The sequence below is a fragment of the Massilia sp. 01N417 genome (genome assembly GCF_056399645.1).
Genome location: NZ_JBFTRS010000017.1, coordinates 88,976 through 105,947 on the forward strand (window position 1 = coordinate 88,976; position 16,972 = coordinate 105,947).

Here is a 16,972-nt window from a genome sequence, read left to right on the forward strand (position 1 = left end):
AATTCGTATGCGTAAATTAGTGGGCGGCCCACTGGATCGTGTTCAGGTCGATGCCATCCTTGTGCATCTCCCACAGCGGCGACAGTTCGCGCAGCTTGCCGACTTTTTCCTTCAGCAGCTTGACGGCGAAGTCGATGTCTTCCTCGGTCGTGAAGCGGCCGATGGTGAAGCGGATCGAGCTGTGTGCCAGTTCGTCGCTGCGGCCCAGTGCGCGCAGCACGTAGGACGGTTCCAGCGAAGCCGAGGTGCAGGCCGAGCCCGACGACACCGCCAGGTCCTTGACCGCCATGATCAGCGATTCGCCTTCGACGAAGTTGAAGGACACGTTCAGGTTGTGCGGCACGCGGTGTTCCATGTCGCCGTTGATGTAGACCTCTTCGATCTCCATCAGGCCCTTGGCCAGGCGGTCGCGCAGCGCCTTGATGCGTGCGAGTTCGCTGTCCATCTCTTCCTTGGCGATGCGGAAGGCTTCGCCCATGCCGACGATCTGGTGCGGCGCCAGGGTGCCCGAACGCAGGCCGCGCTCGTGGCCGCCGCCGTGCATCTGCGCTTCCAGGCGCACGCGCGGCTTGCGGCGCACGTACAGGGCGCCGATGCCTTTCGGACCGTAGGTCTTGTGCGCGGAAAAGCTCATCAGGTCGACCTTCAGCTCTTCCAGGTTGATCTCGACCTTGCCGGTGGCTTGCGCGGCGTCGCTGTGGAAGATGATGCCCTTCTTGCGGCACAGTTCACCGATTTCCTTGATCGGCTGGATCACGCCGATCTCGTTATTCACCAGCATGACGGAAACGATGATGGTGTCCGGACGGATCGCGGCTTCCAGTTGCTCGATCGAGACCAGGCCGTTGTCCTGCGGCTCCAGGTAGGTCGCCTCGAAACCGACGCGCTCCAGTTCGCGCACGGTGTCCAGCACGGCCTTGTGTTCGGTCTTGACGGTGATGATGTGCTTGCCCTTGCTCTTGTAGAACTGGGCGGCGCCCTTCAGGGCCAGGTTGTTCGATTCGGTCGCGCCCGAGGTCCAGATGATCTCGCGCGGATCGGCGCCGACCAGGGCGGCGACATCGGCGCGCGCTTTCTCGACGGCCGCTTCGGCGCTCCAGCCGTAGGCGTGGCTGCGCGAGGCCGGATTACCGAACTGCTCGCGCAGGAACGGGATCATGGCGTCGGCGACGCGCGGATCGATCGGCGTGGTCGCCGAATAGTCCATGTAGATCGGGAAATGCGGTGCAGTCTGGAAGCTCTGCTCGATTTTTTTGTCCAGGGGCGCGTTCATCAGTTCACTCCAATATGCTTTGCTTCGGTATTGTCCGGCGACGCGTGGCGGTGCATTACCACCACGTTCTGTTCCTTCGATTCTTTTTGTTTCTGCTGCTCGACCAGGTCATGCAGGGTGACCGAATCGAGGTAGTCGACCATCTTCGCGTTCAGCGTGGCCCAGAGTTCATGGGTCATGCAGCGCGTGCCGCTGGCGGCATCGGCGCCGTGGCAGTTTTCTTTGCCGCCGCACTGGGTCGCATCGAGCGGCTCGTCGACGGCGATGATGATGTCGGCCACGGTCACCTTGTCGGCGCTGCGCGCCAGGCTGTAGCCGCCGCCCGGGCCGCGCACCGACTCGACGATCTCGTGCCGGCGCAGCTTGCCGAACAGCTGCTCCAGATAGGACAGCGAAATGGCCTGGCGCTGGCTGATGCCCGACAGCGTGACGGGACCATTACCCTGGCGCAGGGCAAGATCGATCATCGCGGTAACAGCAAAACGGCCTTTGGTGGTCAGACGCATCACAACCCCGGGTTGGTATCCAAACAGTGTTAAAATCTTGCTTCTCTTCAACGCCTCAAGTTCGCTTCCCGCGTTAGCAAGAACAAAAACCTGATTAGTTGATTGATTTAGTCAAGTATAGCGCATTCGGCAGGCTTTGTCTTGGCACCCCCAAAACCGCCCCACCCCCAAAAATTCGGGGTCAGAGCACTTTTTCTGACAAAGGCTCTCAGGCAATCCCGCCTCGTGCTCCAGGCACTTCCCACCTGATACCGGCGCAAGCGCGCAACAGCAGTTCGACGGAACAATTGTTCGAAAAAGTGCTCTGACCCCGAATTAGGGGTGCAGCAGCTGCATCGGGCCGAACAGCTTGTGCATGCCTTGGTGGCCGATGAAGCTCAGGTTGTAGGGGTGCTCGGCGTGGATCTGGGGGAAGCCTTCGGTTTCCGGTACTTTCTTCAGTTGCTCGGCGATCTTGCCCCACAGGACCAGGGTCGGCTTCGACTCGCACTGCCCCAGTGCGGCGAAGACGGCGCGCTGGAACGGTAGCCAGGCGCGGGCGTCAGCCACCGGGGCGACGTGCTTGCGGAAGACCAGCGAGGCGTTCAGCAGCAGGAAGCCCTGCGCGACCAGCTTGTCCTGCAGCTGCGGCAGCGTCTGGATGAATGCCCCTTCGCGGGCCGCCCTGGCGATCGGCGCCAGGGCCGCGCCGCCGGTGTCGTCGATGTTCAGCCGGCCGTCGGCCACCAGCAGCATCTTCATGAAGTTGCGCAGCGAGGTCGCGCGGTTGACCGGCTTCGACAGGCCGGTATCGGACCACAGCTCGCCCACCGCCCCGTCCATGAAACACACGCCGGTCGCGCTTTCCGGGCGCGGATACGGCCCCTCCCCCACCAGCACGTAGCGCACCTGCGCCAGCGGCAGGGAAAACGCCGCGAACAGCCGGCCGCCGTTCGGCAGGTAGTCGTCGCCGGCGAGCGCCGGCAGGTAGGCCGGATCGGCTTCCATCATGGCGCGCAGGCCGGCTTCCAGGTGCGGCCGCCACGACGGGTCGGCAAGGTCGAGGGCAGCGAGGATGGGTGCGGGGATGGGTGCGGGGACGGCGGTATGCGGCATGGCTGGCCTGGCAAGCTGAAAAGGGCTCAGATTGTAGCTTTTTTTTACCGGCTGTTCCGCGCGTCAAAGTGGCGTCCGGGTTTCGCAAATCGGTGCATCATCGGCAGCATTTCGCAACCCGAGGAGAACTCCATGCAAACGATCCAGGATGTGATGACCCGCGACGTGCAAAGCATCTCGCCGCAGGAAACGATACAGCGCGCCGCCCAGATGATGGATGAGCTGAACGTCGGCTCGATCCCGGTGCTCGACGGCCAGAAGCTGGTCGGCATGATCACCGACCGCGACATCACCGTGCGCGCCACCGCCGCCGGCCAGGCGCCGGGCAGCACCCGCGTCGGCGACGTGATGAGCACCGACGTGCGCACCTGCTCGCCGGACCAGACCGTCGACGAAGTGCTGGGCCAGATGGGCGACGTGCAGATCCGCCGCGTGCCGGTGGTCGACCAGGCCTCGCACGAGGTGATCGGGATCGTGTCGTTGGGGGATATGGCGACCAAGCACTCGGCCGGCATCGATCACGCCCTGGAAGAGGTGTCGAGGCCGTCGGCGCCGGACCGCTCGAGAGCCGGATCGCAGACCCGGCACTGAGCCGTCGATCGCCGGCCGGTGCGGGATTACTCCGCGTCCGGCTGGTTCGAAGGATGCGCCGCCACGAAGGCGGGAATCTCCGCGCACAGCGCATTGATGCGCGAGATGTTCGGATAGATCGAGACATCGATGCCGTTGCGCTGCGCATTGAAGACCTGCGGCACCAGGAAGCAGTCGGCGATGGTCGGCTTGTGGCCATGGCATAGCGGGCCGGCGCTGGGGTCGCGCGCCAGGTGTTTTTCGAGCACCTCGAGGCCGCTCACCAGCCAGTGGCGGTACCACTCGTTCTTCTGCTCTTCGGACAAGCCGAGATCGTGCTTCAGGTAGCGCAGCACGCGCAGGTTGTTCACGGGATGGATGTCGCAGGCGATGATCTGGGCCAGTTCGCGCACCCGGGCCCGCTCGGTGGCGTCCTTCGGCATGATCGGCATCTTCGGATGGGCGTCTTCGAGGTACTCGAGGATGGCCATCGATTGCGTCAGCGTGATGTAGTCGTCCTGGAACGCCGGCACCAGGCCGCTCGGATTGATGGCGCGGTACTGCTCCTGCAGCTGTTCGCCGCCGCCGCGCAGCAGATGCACCGGGATAGCATCGTACTGCAGCCCCTTCAGATTCAGCGCGATACGCACCCTGTAGGCGGCCGAGCTGCGAAAATAGGTATAGAGCTTCATTCCTTCCTCCCGTGATAGTGGGCGACCTCCTGGTCGATCGCCCCGAAAATGCTCGCGCCGGCCGCATCCTGCATCTCGATGCGGACCGTGTCGCCAAAGCGCAGGAACGACGTCTGCGGCGCGCCCTGTTCGATCGTTTCATACATGCGCAGCTCGGCCAGGCAGCAGTAGCCGACACCGCCGTTGGCGATGCTCGAGCCGTGCAGGCCGCCCTGCTTGTTCGACACCGTGCCGGAGCCGATGATGCTGCCGGCCGCCAGCTCGCGCGTCTTCGCGGCATGCGCGACCAGCTGGGCAAAGCTGAAGGTCATGTCCTCGCCCGCGTTCGGGCGGCCGAAGGGCTGGCCGTTCAGGGTCACCAGCAGCGGCAGGCACAGTTTGCTGTCGCGCCAGGCCTCGCCCAGCTCGTCCGGCGTCACGGCCACCGGCGAAAAGGCGCTGGCCGGCTTCGACTGGAAGAAGCCGAAGCCCTTTTCCAGCTCCTTCGGGATCAGGTTGCGCAGCGAGACGTCGTTCACCAGCATCACCAGGCGGATCGCCTGCGCCGCCTGCGCCAGGCTCGCGCCCATCGGCACGTCGCCGGTGACGACCGCAACTTCGGCTTCCAGGTCGACGCCCCAGTCCTCGGACAGCACCGCGATCGGATCGCAGGGGCCGACGAAGGAGTCGGAGCCGCCCTGGTACATCAGCGGATCGTTGTAGAAGGACGGCGGCACCTCGGCGCCGCGGGCCTTGCGCACCAGCTCGACGTGGTTGATGTAGGCCGAGCCGTCGGCCCACTGGTAGGCGCGCGGCAGCGGCGATGCGCATTCCTCTTCCAGGAACGAGACGGCGTCCCGGGCCGTGCCCTGGTTCAGGGCTTCGTACACCTGCTGCAGTCGCGGGGCAACGCGCTCCCAGTCGTCCAGCGCGGCCTGCAGGGTGGGGGCGATGCCGGGAACGGCCTGGCAGGTGACGAGATCACGGCTGACGACGACCAGAGTGCCGTCGCGACCGCCGGCTTTCAGAGTGGCAAATTTCATGAGATTCCTCAGCGACAAATATTGCCGTAATTAAAAATGAAAACGTACTATCATACAAACAATATTTTTCGGCCTATTTATCGGACTATCTGATGAATCCCACCCTACGCCAGATGCGTGCCTTCGTCGCCGTGGCCAAGACTGGTAACTTTACGCTTGCTGCTCAATACATGCACGTGACACAGTCAGCTTTGTCCGGTTTGATCAAGGAACTGGAACAAACACTTGGCGCGAGGGTGATTGATCGCAGTACGCGTCGAATCGCACTGACGGAAATGGGCAAGGAGCTCTACCCCCTATTCAGCCAGATGATCGACGATCTCGACCGTGCGCTTGCTAACGTTGCGGATCATACACAACTCAGGAAGGGTATCGTACGGGTTGCCGCGCCCCAGCTGATGGCCTGCACCCTGCTGCCCCAGGCGATTGCCGCCTGGCGTGTGCGCCACCCAGAAATCAAGGTCAGCCTGGCCGACAGCGGAGTCGAACAGGTCGGCGCGCGGGTGCTGTCCGGCGAGGTCGATTGCGGCATCGGCCCCGAGCGCGACGACACCCCGGAACTCGAAGCGCGGCCGCTGCTCGAGATGCCTTTCGAGGCGGTGCTGCCGCCCGGCCATCCGCTCGAGAGCCGCGAGCAGCTGGCCTGGAACGACCTGGCCGGCTATCCCTTCATTTCGCTGCGCGGCCAGTTCACCGAGCGCCTGCTGGCGGACATGGGCGAGTCCCTGCGCGAAGCGACCCTGAAGCCCGAGCACGAAGTGACCTTCATGACGACCGCGCTGGCGATGGTGGCGGCCGGCCTCGGCGTGACGATCTGCATGCCCTATGCCTCGGCGCTGGTGCGGCGCCACGGCCTGCTGACCCGGCCGCTGGCCGAGCCGGTGCTGACGCGCCGCTTCTTCATCTATACGCGCGGACAGCGCTCGCTGTCGCCGGCCGCCGAAGCCTTCGTCGCCTTCTTCCTCGATTACGTCGGCGAGGGCTTGCCCCGGTAAGCGCTAGAATAGCGGGATGTCCCATAACACCATCGACATCAACCGGGCCATGAAGCGCTTCGACAGCCACGCCAGCGTGTGGCTGTTCGGCTATGGCTCGCTGATCTTCAAGGCCGACTTCCCCTTCATCGAACGTCGTCCGGCCCACATCGCCGGCTGGACCCGGCGCTTCTGGCAAGGCTCGCACGACCACCGCGGCACCGAGACGGCGCCCGGCCGCGTCGTGACCCTGGTGCCGGAAGCCGGCGCGCTCTGCCACGGCATGGCCTACCTGGTCACGCCGGAGGAATTCGCCCACCTCGACTACCGCGAAAAGAACGGCTACCTGCGCCTGGCGACAAGCATCCATTTCGAGGACGGCGGCGCGGCCGAGGGCCTGGTCTACATCGCGACGCAGGAGAACGCGGCCTATCTGGGCCCGGCCAGCGAACGCGAGATCGCGCGCCAGATCGCCGGCGCGCGCGGACCGAGCGGCCCCAACAGCGAGTACCTGCTGGAGCTGGCCAAAGCCCTGCGCGAGCTGGGCAAGCCCGACGAACACGTGTTCGAGATCGAGCGCCACCTGGAAGCCTTCCAGGGCTGATCCTGCGCCCCGGTTTCGGCGCCTGTGGTCTAATCGCCGCATGCAATCAGCACCGACACCGCCGCCGTCAAGCGCCGAACTCGACGAGGACACCCTCGCCTTCGTGCGCCGGGTATTCGGCTTCGCCCGCGCCGGCGAAGCCGCCGAACTCGCCACCCTGCTGGACCAGGGCCTGCCGCCGAACCTGCGCAACGAGCGCGGCGACAGCCTGCTGATGCTGGCCTGCTACCACGGCCACCACGATGCCGCCAGGGTCCTGCTGGAGCACGGCGCCGATCCGGAGATCATGAACGATGCCGGCCAGGCCCCGCTGCACGGCGCCGCCTTCAAGGGGGATCTGCGCATCGCCGCCCTGCTGCTCGACCATGGCGCCGAGGTCGACGCCGCCGGCCCGAACGGCAAGACGGCGCTGATGTTCGCCGCCATGTTCAACCGCACCGACATCGCCCGCCTGCTGCTGGCGCGCGGCGCCGATCCCTTCCGCCTGGACGCCGACGGCAATGCCATGCTCGACGCGGCGCGCAAGATGGGGGCGGTGGACACCATGGAGCTGATGGCCGCGGTCACCAACGAACGCTAGCGCTGATCAGGCGGCAGGCATCGGACAGATGCGGTCGCGCCCGCCCTGCTTGGCCTCGTACAGCATGGCGTCCGCCCGCAGGAACAGCGCGTTTTCCGTCTGGCAGGCCGGATAGGCAGCCATCCCGCCGCTGAAGGAAAAGCGCCGCACGTCGCCCGGACGCACCTCGAAAGGCAGCAGACCGAAGGCCTGGCGCATCGCATTCAGCCGGTGCCAGCCGCGCTCCGGCGTGCAATCCCAGAACACGATCACGAATTCCTCGCCGCCGAAACGGCTGAGCAGGTCGCGCTCGCCCAAGTGGGACGCCAGGCAGACCGCCAGGCGCTTGATGACGATGTCGCCAAAATAATGGCCCCAGGTATCGTTGATGGTCTTGAACTTGTCGATGTCGATCACGCCGAAGGCCAGCGGGCACGCCTCGCGCGCCGCCTGGCGGATCAGTTCCTGGGCCTTCTTCTGCAGGCCGACCTTGTTCAGCAGGCCGGTCGCGCGGTCCTTGCTGATCAGGTCCTTGCTGATGCGGATCTTGCTGGCCCGGTTGACCAGCTGGGCGCACAGCAGCGCAGGGTCGCCGGCCGGCAGCACCGCGTCGAAGCCGTTCGCCAGGGCACGCTGCATCAGGGCGGCGTCCGGCTGGCGCTGCAGCAGGACGATCTCGCGCACCGGGTCGGCTTCGATGTTTTTCTTGAGTACGCGCGCCAGAGAATCGGTGCGCGCGAACTCGGCATCGCCGACCAGCACCAGGTCGGGCTGCAGCTCGCGCACCCGCAGGTGCAGGGTCTGGGCCTGGTCGTGCGGGATCAGCTCGATGCGCGCCTGGCGCAGGCAATCTTCGTCGACTCCGCCGGCTTCGCCCAGGTGGAGCAGACGCACCAGCTCGCCGCGCTTCTGCTGGACGAAGAGATTGAACAGCTTGTCGACCAGCACGTCGTTGGCGATCGGCTTTTCGGCATAGGCCAGGCAGTGGGAGTCGACCAGTTTTTGCTGCAGCAGGTAGCGGCCGCCCTGGCGCGAGCTCTGCAGGTAGACGTATTCGCGCCCCGGCGGCAGGCGCTGCAGCAGCTCGCCGAGCATCAGGGTCTTGCGGCTGTCCTGCATGTCGGCCTGCATATTGTGCAGGGCGTCGAGGTCGATCACGAACAGGCCGTTGCCGGCATCGCACTCCACCGCCGCCACGAACTCGCTGACTTCGCTGAAGAAAGCCATGTCAAAGTCGTATTTGTGGGCGTGAAGCCGCAACTCGGCAGCGTTGTCCTTGATGAAGAAATTCTGCGACAACAACAGCGCACGGTATTTGTAGAGCGGGACGTTGCTTGGCATTGGGCGAAGGTCGGCGGTTGCATGAATTGCATTTCAAACATACCGCGAACTGGCCCGGCTTGCTGCAAAAAGAGAAACTTTTTTTACTGCAAGTATCCACGCATGGCGCGGCAACAACAACTGGTTTATGCGTGGTGGGTAGATGTTGTCTGGCTGAGGTATTTCGGCTTGACCTCGGCGGACAGGTGCACGTGGCGCGCACCGGCGCGCAGCCCGGCGCCGAGGATGGCTTTGAGGAAGCGGCTTAGACCACACCCTCGATCACCCGGCGCACCTGCAGCGCGCGTTCCTCGACACTGCCGCTCACCAGGGTATAGGGAATGCCGCGCGCCGCCAGGTCCTTCAGGACCAGCTGGTGGATGCGCCCGCGCCAGGCTTCGTTCTCGCGCGCGGCCTGCTCCTCATAGGGAATGTCGTCGGCGCAGACGAAGGTATGGGCGTAGCGCTCGCGGCATTCGTCGGCGCAGCGCAGCAGCTCGGGCGGGACCGGCTCGCTGACCTGGCCGAACTCCAGGCCCAGCAGCAAGGTAGTCAGGGCGTTCGTATCGACGAACAGGTAGCGCCTGGCGTAGGGCATCTGCTCGTCCTCGGCCTCGCGGTGGCGCAGGGCGATGTCGACATAATCGCCGGCATCCAGCTGGCCTTCCTTGTCTTCCCAGATGTAGCGGCCGATCTCGGGCACGGCGACGCTGCCGTACTGGCGCGCCAGGTATTCGCACAAGGTCGACTTGCCGGTCGATTCCGCACCGACGAATACCACCCGCCTGATCCGGCCTGCTGCGCTGCCCTGCTCTTCCATATGAATCCCGTGATCGTAGTGAATTACTTGCATCCCAGAAAGATGCGAGGCGCCATCCTAACTCAAAACAGGTCCATCTGCGGGCTCGCCCTGGTCTTCCCGCCCTGCGTCTTGCCGCCTGCCTCGCCCGCCGGCGCGCCGCCGAACAGGTCGAGCTGGGTGACTTCCTCGTCGCGGCGCTGGCAGGCCGCGGCCGAGGGCACCACCAGCGGGCGGCGGAACTGGGTGCCGTCCATCTTGCTGAAGCGGCCATTGAAGCCGTCCATGCCGAGCCGCTTGACGGCCTTGGTGAAGCGCTGGCGGATCAGGTCGGCCCACACGCCTTCGCCCGTCATGCGCTTGCCGAAATCGCTATCGTATTCCTTGCCGCCGCGCATATCTTTCATGCGATTCAGGACACGTTGAGCCCGGTCTGGAAAATGAGCGTACAACCATTGATGAAACAGCGGGTTGACTTCCCACGGCATGCGCAGCACGACATAGTGGGCGCCGACCGCGCCGGCATCCCTGGCGGCCTCGAGGATGCGCTCGATCTCCGGTTCCGTGATGAAGGGAATGATGGGCGCCACGCTGACGCTGACCGGGATGCCGGCTTCGGTGAGCGTGCGGATCGCGCGCAGGCGGCGTGCCGGCGCGGCCGCGCGCGGCTCGAGGGTGCGCGCGATCTCGCCATCGAGGGTCGTGATCGTGATCGCGGCCGCCGCCAGGCCCTTCTCCGCCATCGGCGCGATCAGGTCGATGTCGCGCTCGATCAGCGCCGACTTGGTGATCAGCCCATAGGGGTGGTTGCACTCGGCCAGCACCTGCAGCACTTCGCGGGTGATGCCGCGTTCGCGCTCGCAGGGTTGATAGGCGTCCGTGTTGACGCCGATGGCAATGCTTTCGGGCACGTAGCCGGGACGGGCCAGTTCGCGGCGCAGCAGGTCGGCCGCATTCACCTTGGCGAAGATGCGGCTTTCGAAGTCGAGGCCGGGCGACAGGCCGAGATAGCTGTGCGAGGGACGTGCGAAGCAATAGATGCAGCCGTGCTCGCATCCCCGGTAGGGATTCAGCGAGACATTGAAGGGAATGTCCGGCGATGCATTGCGGGTCAGGATGGTTTTGGCGAACTCATCCGTGACGATGGTCTTCGGCGCGGCCGGTCCTTCATCCTTCAGCCCCGGGACCGTCCAGCCGTCGTCGAAACGCTCGCGGCCGTGGACTTCGTAACGGCCCTGGAGGTTCGACACGGCGCCACGGCCCTTGTGCGGCGCGAGCGGCCGCGGGGGGATCATGACCTGGCCTTGCAATTCCACGTCTTCTGCCCAAGCTTGTTGGCGATTCACTATGGCGCTCCCGAGTACTGTATGGATATACAGTATCGTACACCCGCTTTACTGTTGGTTCAAGCGCGAAATAGACGGGATTGTTGTTCCACAAACCGATCGAATCCGTCGAGCAAGGAACTGTAGTGTCCGGGCCGGTTTTCAAGGCGGGACAGCGCATGCACGGCCGCTTCCAGCGACGACAACTGGTCCGGCGCATGGGCCTTGCGAATCCGATAAGCCGAGGGCGGGAGTTCCTGCAGGGCCAGGCGCGGCAGGCCCTGCAGCGCAGGGTTCAGGTAGAGCATCTTGCGGCTCTTGCGCCAGGTGGCGTCGAGCAGCACCAGGCGCAGCGCCTCCGGCTGCGCCAGCCCGGTGGGATCGAGCGGCGGCGGCGCCGGCAGGCCGAGCGCGGCTTCGCCGGGAGTGTGCGGGTACAGCAGCAGCGGCCGGCGTCCGCCCGCATGCAGCGCCGCCTCCAGTTCGGCGGCGGGAAAAGCCTCGCCGACCAGCAGCCGGCTCGACGGCAGGGACAGGTGCAGCAGCCGCGCGCTGTTCTTGGCGTGATGCACCTCGAGCGGATGTTGCAGGACCAGCAGCTCGACGCGGCTGGCGAGCGGCGTCGCGAAGCCGCAGATGCAGGCGCTCTGCGCGCGCAGGCAGGCGGCGCAGGTGGCGCGCCGGGAAGCTGGAGAGGTCATGGGCGGCGATTGTACTCTCCGCCCGTCCGACGAAAAATCAAAAACTGCCGCCCACCCGCTCCCCGCGCGGCGGCATATTGTCCGGCACCGGTACCGGCGGATCGTCCTTGCGCAGGGGCTTGAGCGCCCCGCTCCACCGCACCACCTGGTCGAGCATGGTCTCGACCGCGCGCTCGTGGTGCTCGGCCGGGTTGAAGGTCGTGAAATTCTCGAAGTCGGTGAACAGCGACAGCATCACCTGGGCGCGCACGTCGGCCACCATCAGCTCGCCCATCACCAGGCGCAGGTTCTCGATCGCGCGCGCGCCGCCCGCGCTGCCGTAGCCGACGAAGCCGGCCGCCTTGTTGTTCCACTCCTTGTACAGGTAGTCGATGGCGTTCTTCAGCGCGCCGGACGTCCCATGGTTGTACTCCGGCGTGACGAACACGAAGCCGTCGAACTCGGCGATCTTCGCCGCCCAGGCCTTCGTATGCGGCTGCGAATACTGGCCCATCGACGGCGGCACCGGCTCGTCCAGCAGCGGCAGACCGAAGTCCGCGATGTCGACCAGTTCGAAGGCGGCGTCGCCGCGCGTGGCAGCGCATTCCATCACCCAGCGCGCCACGTCGAGCGCCTTGCGGCCGGGCCGGGTGCTGCCCACGATGATTCCCACATTGATCATGCTCCCCTCCATCCATACGGTTGATGATTCATGGTGCCACGCGCCAGCCTCCCCCCAGCGCCCGGTACAGGTCCACGTGCGCCGCCAGCCAGCTGGCGCGCAGCTGCAGCACGGCGGTTTCGGCGCTGAAGGCGTTGCGCTGGGCATCCAGCTCTTCCAGGTAGGAGGAATAGCCGTTGCGGTAGCGGTTGTGGGCGATGCGCAGGGCCTCGGCGGTGGCCACCCGGCGCGCCTCGGTCTGGTCGAGCTGCTCGCGCAGGCGCTGCACCGCCGCCAGCGCGTTCTCGGTCTCGGCGAAGGCATTGCGCACCACCGATTCGTAGGCGAACACGGCGCGGTCGCGCAGCGAGGCCGAGATCTCGGCCTGGGCGCGCAGGCGGCCGGCGTCGAACAGCGGCGCCAGCACGCTGCCGCCCACGCTCCACAGGGTGGTGCCGCCGCCCAGCAGGCCGGGCAGGTCGTGCGCATAGCTGCCCACCGAGGCCGTCAGGCGCAGCGAGGGCAGCATCTGGTCGCGCGCGGCGGCCAGGCTGGCGTCGGCGGCGGCGATGGTCGCTTCCGCCTGGGCGATGTCGGGCCGGCGCCGCAGCAGTTCGGACGGCAGGCCCGGCGCGATGCCCGGCGCCCGCAGCGCGGCCAGGCCGGCGCCGCGCGCCACCGGTCCCGGGTTGGCGCCGGCCAGCAGGGCCAGGGCATTCTCCTGCTGGGTGATCGAGCGTTCCAGCTGGGGCACCACGGCGGCGGTGGCGCGGTACTCGGCCTCGGCCTGGGACAGCTCCAGGCGCGAGCTGTAGCCGACCTCGAACTGGCGCTTCGCCAGCGCCAGCGACTGCTCGCGCGAGGCCAGGGTCTGCCTCGCCAGCGCCAGCTGGGCATCCAGGCCGCGCAGGTTCAGGTAGCCGGACGCGGTACTGGCCGCCACCGACAGCGCGGTCGCCTCGGCCGCCGCCTGCTGGGCCGCGTAATCGAAGCGCGCCGCCCGGGTCGCGGCCTCCAGCCGGCCCCAGGGATCGAACTCGTAGGCCGCCTGCACATTGCCGGTGACGCTGGTGGTCTCGATCGGCGTGCCGAAGGGGCCGATACTGCGCGCCCGGGTCGGCCCCACGCCGACCGACAGGTTCGGGGCCAGGGCCGAGCGCGCCACCTGGATGCGGGCCTGGTATTCCTGCAGGCGCGAGCGCGCGGTGCGGAGGTCGCCGTTGCGCGCCAGCGCCTGGGCCACCAGGGCGTCCAGCGCCGGGTCGCCGAAGGCCCGCCACCATTCCTGCTCGACGGCGGCGTTCGGCCCCACCTGCAAGGGCGTGCGCCAGGCCGCCGGCACCTCCAGCGAGGGCGCCGGCCGGTCCTGCACCGGGATGCGGCAGCCGGCCAGCAGCAGGATCGCCGCGCCGAAGGCGAACGATGCACGCACTGCCCGCCTCATCGCTGCTGCCCTTTCGGCGCGGCGGCGGGGGCGCCGGTATCGATGCTGGCCACCACCGACATGCCAGGCCGCAGGCGCGCCGCCAGTTCCTGGTTGGGGTCGATGCTGATCCGCACCGGGATGCGCTGGGCGATCTTGACGAAGTTGCCGGTCGCGTTGTCCGGCGTGATCACCGAGAACTCGGAGCCGGTGGCCGGCGAGATCTGCTCGACGTGGCCGCGCATCTTCGCGTGGTTGAGGGCGTCGACGGTGAAGGCGACAGGCTGGCCCAGGCGCACGTCGGCCATCTGCGTTTCCTTCATGTTGGCCACCACCCACATGGTCTGCGGCACCAGGGCGGTCAATTGGGCGCCGGCGTTGACGAAGGCGCCCAGGCGCACCGTCACCTGGCCGAGCTGGCCGTCGCGCGGGGCCAGGATGCGGGTGTTGGCGAGGTCGATCTCGGCCAGGCGCACGGCCGCCTCGGCGTTGGCCACCGCCGCTTCCAGCGAGGCGCGGTTGACGTCCACGGTCTTCAGGTTCTGGCGCGAGATCTCGAGCGCGGCGCGCGACTGCGCGGCCTGCGCCACCGCCTGGGCGTGGGCGGCGCGGGCGGCGTCGCGCTCGCGCGCCGACAGCGAACCGTCGGCGGCCAGTTCCTCGACCCGGCGCAGGTCGGCCTGGGCGCGCTGGGCCTGGGCCGCCGCATTCGCCACCGCCGCCTGGTTCTGGGAGATGGTGGCGCGCGCACTCTGCTGGTTCTGGGCGAAGTTGGCGAGCGCCGCGCGCTGGCTCGCCAGCTGGGCGCGCGCCTGCTCCAGGCGCTGGTTGTAGATGCGGTCGTCGATGCGCATCAGCAGCTGGCCCTGGCGCACATGCTGGAAGTCCTGGACGTCGACCTCGACGATGTAGCCGGACAGCTGCGGGCTGATGATGGTCACCTGCCCGCGCACGGTGGCGTTCTCGGTGCTCTGGATGGTGCTGCGGAAAGGCGGCAGGTCCCAGGCGTACAGCACGATCAGCACACCGATCAGGGCGATCAGCGCGAACAGGGCGCCGCTGACGATCACGTGGCGGTTCGATTTCTCCTGGGTAGGGCTGCTGGTGGTCTCGGCCATGGCGTTGTCGTCTTCAAATGATCATATCGGGCGGATGGTGCCGTCGGCGGTCGGCTCGGGCGGCTCGCCGGCGGCGTTGGCGATCGGCGAGTCGGTCGCATTGTCGGGCGCAGTGGGCGGCGGCGGCGGCGCGGCGGCGTGCGGCGGCACCATGTAGGTCAGCCACAACGCGCGTCCGAAGATCCAGGCGGCCAGCAGCGCGGCGAGGATGGAGATCGCCAGGAACACGTCGTTGTAGGCGAGGATGTTGGCTTCGCGGGTGGCGGTCTGGCTCAGCACCGCAATGCCTTGCCGGGTGCGCGAGGAGGGATCGGCCAGCACCCGTCCATAGGCCGCCGCACCCTGCTGGATGCGGGCCGCCACCAGCGGATCGAGGCTGCTGAGCTCATCGGCCAGGTTCGAGGAATGGAATTTTTCGCGCATCACCTGCCAGGTGCCGAGCAAGGCGGAGCCGAGCAGGCCGCCGAGGTTCTGGGTCAGGCCGAACAGCACCGAGAAGGTGATCAGGTTGGCCGGATTCGTGATCACCGTACCCAGCAGGGTGAGCAGCAGCGGTCCGAGGAAGAACACGCCGCCGAAGGCCAGCAGGCCCTGGCTGACGTACATCTCTTCCGGCCGCGTCAGGCTGGTCGCGTGCGAGTCGATCCAGGCCCCCATGGCCATGATCAGGAGGGCAACCACCTGGGGCGCCATCAGGTGCCTGGGGTTGTAGACCAGCGCCGACATGCCGATGCCGAGCAGGGTGCAGGCCAGCACCACCAGGAACAGGGTCTGCAGCTGGTCGTTGTTCAGGCCGACCATGCGCAGGAAGCCGACCGCGCCGATGCTCTGCTCGGAGAGCACCACGCGCACCAGCACCATCGCGATGAACAGGCGCGCGATCATGCCGTTGGTCAGCCAGCGCAGGTTCAGCAGCGGGTTCTTGCGGTTGTGCTCGACGGCGACGGCCGCCAGCAGCAGGACGATAGCCACCGCCAGCGCCACGCCGACCCAGGGCTCCTGGGTCCACCACAGTACCCGTCCGAAGGTGAGGGCCGCGCACAGCAGCGCCATGCCGGGCGCGAACAGCGCGAAGGTGAGGAAATCGGTCGGCCGGAAGGCACGGAAGCGGTCGCCCGGCGGCAGCTTGAGCCACAGCACGGCGCCCAGGGTGACCAGGGTCAGGCCCAGCTCGAACAGGTAGAGGCCGCGCCACTCGGCCACTTCCAGCAGCCGGGTCGAGAACAGGTAGGCGATCGGTTGCGCCAGCTGCGAGATGCCGGTCGAGATGATGATGCCGCGCGGCCGCCACTCCTTCCTGAAGGACTGCAGCGTGTAGTACAGGCCCAGGGTGGACAGCGCGGCGCCGACCATGCCGTGCGCCGCCCGCACCGCGATCGCCGAGCCGAGGTCGTTCACGAACAGGTGGGCGAAGGTCACCAGCGCATACAGCACCAGGAAGAATTCGGTGAAGGCGCGCAGGCCGAACTGCTGGCGGAACTTCACCAGCAGCAAGTTCATCGAGACATTGGTCATGACGTAGGCGGTCGGCAGCCAGTTGGTCTCGGCGGCAAAGGCGCCCAACGCGCCCTGCAGGTTGACCAGGTTGACCGTCACCAGAGCATTGCCGAGGCCGCCGGTCAGGGTGACCAGGGTGCCGACCAGGAAATAGGCGATGCGACGCGGCGTGGAATGCCTGGGGAAGGACGGACCGCCCGGCATGGTCGGCCGTTCGTCCGGGTGCCATTCGCGCGGCGCATATTTATCGCTCATGCACTCTCCAGCACCTGCTGCCACTGCTCGAGCACGTTCACGGCCATCGCCACCTCGCCGGGGTTGAGATGCGCCAGCGCCTCGCGCCGCATGGCGTCGGCGTGTTCCCTGAGCTTGTCTTCCATCTCCCGGCCCTCCTGCGTGAGCACGACCAGCTTGACCCGCCGGTCCTGCTGGCTCGGAACCCGCTCGATCAGCCCGGCGGCGGTCAGGCGGTCGATGGTCGTGACGAGGGTCGCGCCATCGACGCCGAGCTGCTGCGCCAGCGCCGTCTGCGAGGGTCCTGGCGCCTCGTGCTCGCCGACGCCGCGTCGAAGCTCCGCCAGCGCGGCGATCGCGCTCCAGCCGGCCACCGTCAGGCCGTAAGGCTTCAACTGGCGTTCCAGCGCCTTGTTCCATGCGCGTCCGCCGCCTTGCAGCGCCTGGGTGAACAGTTCGCCGAGGCGGTCGTTAAGCCGTTCATCGAAAGTAACCATGGGGCCACCCAATCGTTGGACATTCTAATTATCTGCCTATTCTGACAAATCTGGCCACACACAAAGATTTAATGCGCGAATTGGTTATTCGGATATTGCTCTGAGAAATTACAGTGCTTAGAA

Annotated in this window: 19 protein-coding genes and 1 pseudogene; 6 read left to right on the forward strand and 14 right to left on the reverse strand. The window is 66.7% G+C overall.

The window, feature by feature from the left end; genetic code table 11:
• Positions 1-16: 16 nt before the first annotated feature.
• The 3 genes from AC1DOQ_RS18210 to AC1DOQ_RS18220 all read right to left on the reverse strand — a co-directional run bounded on the left by AC1DOQ_RS18210 (position 17) and on the right by AC1DOQ_RS18220 (position 2,874).
• Positions 17-1,273 carry an IscS subfamily cysteine desulfurase gene (locus AC1DOQ_RS18210; RefSeq protein WP_477367270.1) on the reverse strand — a complete coding sequence of 419 codons (1,257 nt, stop codon included), beginning with the start codon at positions 1,271-1,273 and terminating at the stop codon, positions 17-19.
• Complete coding sequence (iscR, locus tag AC1DOQ_RS18215; protein ID WP_442121833.1) at positions 1,273-1,779, reverse strand: Fe-S cluster assembly transcriptional regulator IscR; 507 nt, start codon at positions 1,777-1,779, stop codon at positions 1,273-1,275. Before iscR ends, AC1DOQ_RS18210 begins: the two co-directional genes overlap by 1 nt.
• Before the next feature lie 315 nt (positions 1,780-2,094).
• The gene (locus AC1DOQ_RS18220) at positions 2,095-2,874 is read right to left on the reverse strand and encodes a uracil-DNA glycosylase family protein (RefSeq protein ID WP_477367273.1); all 780 of its coding nucleotides are present in this window, start codon (positions 2,872-2,874) and stop codon (positions 2,095-2,097) included.
• Positions 2,875-3,006: 132 nt separating this feature from the next.
• On the opposite strand from AC1DOQ_RS18220, the gene AC1DOQ_RS18225 reads away from it, so the two are divergent.
• Positions 3,007-3,465, forward strand: coding sequence for a CBS domain-containing protein (locus AC1DOQ_RS18225; protein WP_477367275.1), 459 nt, complete (start codon positions 3,007-3,009; stop codon positions 3,463-3,465).
• Positions 3,466-3,491: 26 nt separating this feature from the next.
• On the opposite strand, the gene maiA is transcribed toward AC1DOQ_RS18225, so the two are convergent.
• Both maiA and AC1DOQ_RS18235 read right to left on the reverse strand, forming a co-directional pair.
• Complete coding sequence (gene maiA, locus AC1DOQ_RS18230) at positions 3,492-4,136, reverse strand: maleylacetoacetate isomerase (protein WP_477367278.1); 645 nt, start codon at positions 4,134-4,136, stop codon at positions 3,492-3,494.
• Positions 4,133-5,158, reverse strand: a complete 1,026-nt coding sequence (locus tag AC1DOQ_RS18235) for a fumarylacetoacetate hydrolase family protein (RefSeq protein WP_477367281.1) — start codon at positions 5,156-5,158, stop codon at positions 4,133-4,135. Before AC1DOQ_RS18235 ends, maiA begins: the two co-directional genes overlap by 4 nt.
• A gap of 113 nt (positions 5,159-5,271) precedes the next feature.
• Here AC1DOQ_RS18235 and AC1DOQ_RS18240 point away from each other — a divergent pair.
• The 4 genes and pseudogenes from AC1DOQ_RS18240 to AC1DOQ_RS18255 form a co-directional block, all read left to right on the forward strand.
• Positions 5,272-5,427: pseudogene (locus AC1DOQ_RS18240) on the forward strand (helix-turn-helix domain-containing protein); the annotation flags it as partial.
• A 39-nt stretch (positions 5,428-5,466) separates the two neighbouring features.
• Positions 5,467-6,153: a LysR substrate-binding domain-containing protein gene (locus tag AC1DOQ_RS18245; RefSeq protein WP_477367425.1), complete on the forward strand. Its 687-nt coding sequence runs from the start codon at positions 5,467-5,469 to the stop codon at positions 6,151-6,153.
• A 16-nt stretch (positions 6,154-6,169) separates the two neighbouring features.
• Complete coding sequence (locus AC1DOQ_RS18250; protein ID WP_477367284.1) at positions 6,170-6,736, forward strand: gamma-glutamylcyclotransferase; 567 nt, start codon at positions 6,170-6,172, stop codon at positions 6,734-6,736.
• A 40-nt stretch (positions 6,737-6,776) separates the two neighbouring features.
• The gene (locus tag AC1DOQ_RS18255; RefSeq protein WP_477367287.1) at positions 6,777-7,316 is read left to right on the forward strand and encodes an ankyrin repeat domain-containing protein; all 540 of its coding nucleotides are present in this window, start codon (positions 6,777-6,779) and stop codon (positions 7,314-7,316) included.
• 6 nt (positions 7,317-7,322) lie between these two features.
• Here AC1DOQ_RS18255 and AC1DOQ_RS18260 read toward each other — a convergent pair whose 3' ends face one another.
• Entirely contained in the window at positions 7,323-8,636 is a 1,314-nt protein-coding gene (locus AC1DOQ_RS18260; RefSeq protein WP_477367290.1) for a GGDEF domain-containing protein, read from the reverse strand.
• Here AC1DOQ_RS18260 and AC1DOQ_RS18265 point away from each other — a divergent pair.
• Entirely contained in the window at positions 8,630-8,884 is a 255-nt protein-coding gene (locus AC1DOQ_RS18265) for a hypothetical protein (protein ID WP_477367293.1), read from the forward strand. The two genes, AC1DOQ_RS18260 and AC1DOQ_RS18265, sit on opposite strands and share 7 nt — an antisense overlap.
• Here the strand turns inward: AC1DOQ_RS18265 and AC1DOQ_RS18270 are convergent.
• From AC1DOQ_RS18270 to AC1DOQ_RS18305, 8 genes are all read right to left on the reverse strand, one after another.
• Positions 8,881-9,435 (reverse strand): AAA family ATPase, encoded by a 555-nt coding sequence (locus AC1DOQ_RS18270; RefSeq protein ID WP_477367296.1) that lies wholly within the window; start codon positions 9,433-9,435, stop codon positions 8,881-8,883. The two genes, AC1DOQ_RS18265 and AC1DOQ_RS18270, sit on opposite strands and share 4 nt — an antisense overlap.
• A 62-nt stretch (positions 9,436-9,497) precedes the next feature.
• Positions 9,498-10,709, reverse strand: a complete 1,212-nt coding sequence (locus AC1DOQ_RS18275; RefSeq protein WP_477367299.1) for a PA0069 family radical SAM protein — start codon at positions 10,707-10,709, stop codon at positions 9,498-9,500.
• 110 nt (positions 10,710-10,819) lie between these two features.
• The gene (locus AC1DOQ_RS18280; RefSeq protein WP_477367302.1) at positions 10,820-11,440 is read right to left on the reverse strand and encodes a tRNA-uridine aminocarboxypropyltransferase; all 621 of its coding nucleotides are present in this window, start codon (positions 11,438-11,440) and stop codon (positions 10,820-10,822) included.
• 37 nt (positions 11,441-11,477) lie between these two features.
• Entirely contained in the window at positions 11,478-12,101 is a 624-nt protein-coding gene (locus AC1DOQ_RS18285; protein ID WP_477367305.1) for an NADPH-dependent FMN reductase, read from the reverse strand.
• A gap of 28 nt (positions 12,102-12,129) precedes the next feature.
• Positions 12,130-13,512, reverse strand: coding sequence for an efflux transporter outer membrane subunit (locus tag AC1DOQ_RS18290; protein WP_477367308.1), 1,383 nt, complete (start codon positions 13,510-13,512; stop codon positions 12,130-12,132).
• 8 nt (positions 13,513-13,520) lie between these two features.
• A complete protein-coding gene (locus tag AC1DOQ_RS18295) occupies positions 13,521-14,621 on the reverse strand; it encodes an HlyD family secretion protein (RefSeq protein WP_477367311.1) in 1,101 nt (366 codons plus the stop codon).
• 21 nt (positions 14,622-14,642) lie between these two features.
• The gene (locus AC1DOQ_RS18300; protein WP_477367314.1) at positions 14,643-16,373 is read right to left on the reverse strand and encodes an MFS transporter; all 1,731 of its coding nucleotides are present in this window, start codon (positions 16,371-16,373) and stop codon (positions 14,643-14,645) included.
• Positions 16,370-16,849, reverse strand: coding sequence for a MarR family winged helix-turn-helix transcriptional regulator (locus AC1DOQ_RS18305; RefSeq protein ID WP_442121848.1), 480 nt, complete (start codon positions 16,847-16,849; stop codon positions 16,370-16,372). The genes AC1DOQ_RS18300 and AC1DOQ_RS18305 overlap by 4 nt, the downstream gene beginning before the upstream one ends.
• Positions 16,850-16,972 lie beyond the last annotated feature (123 nt).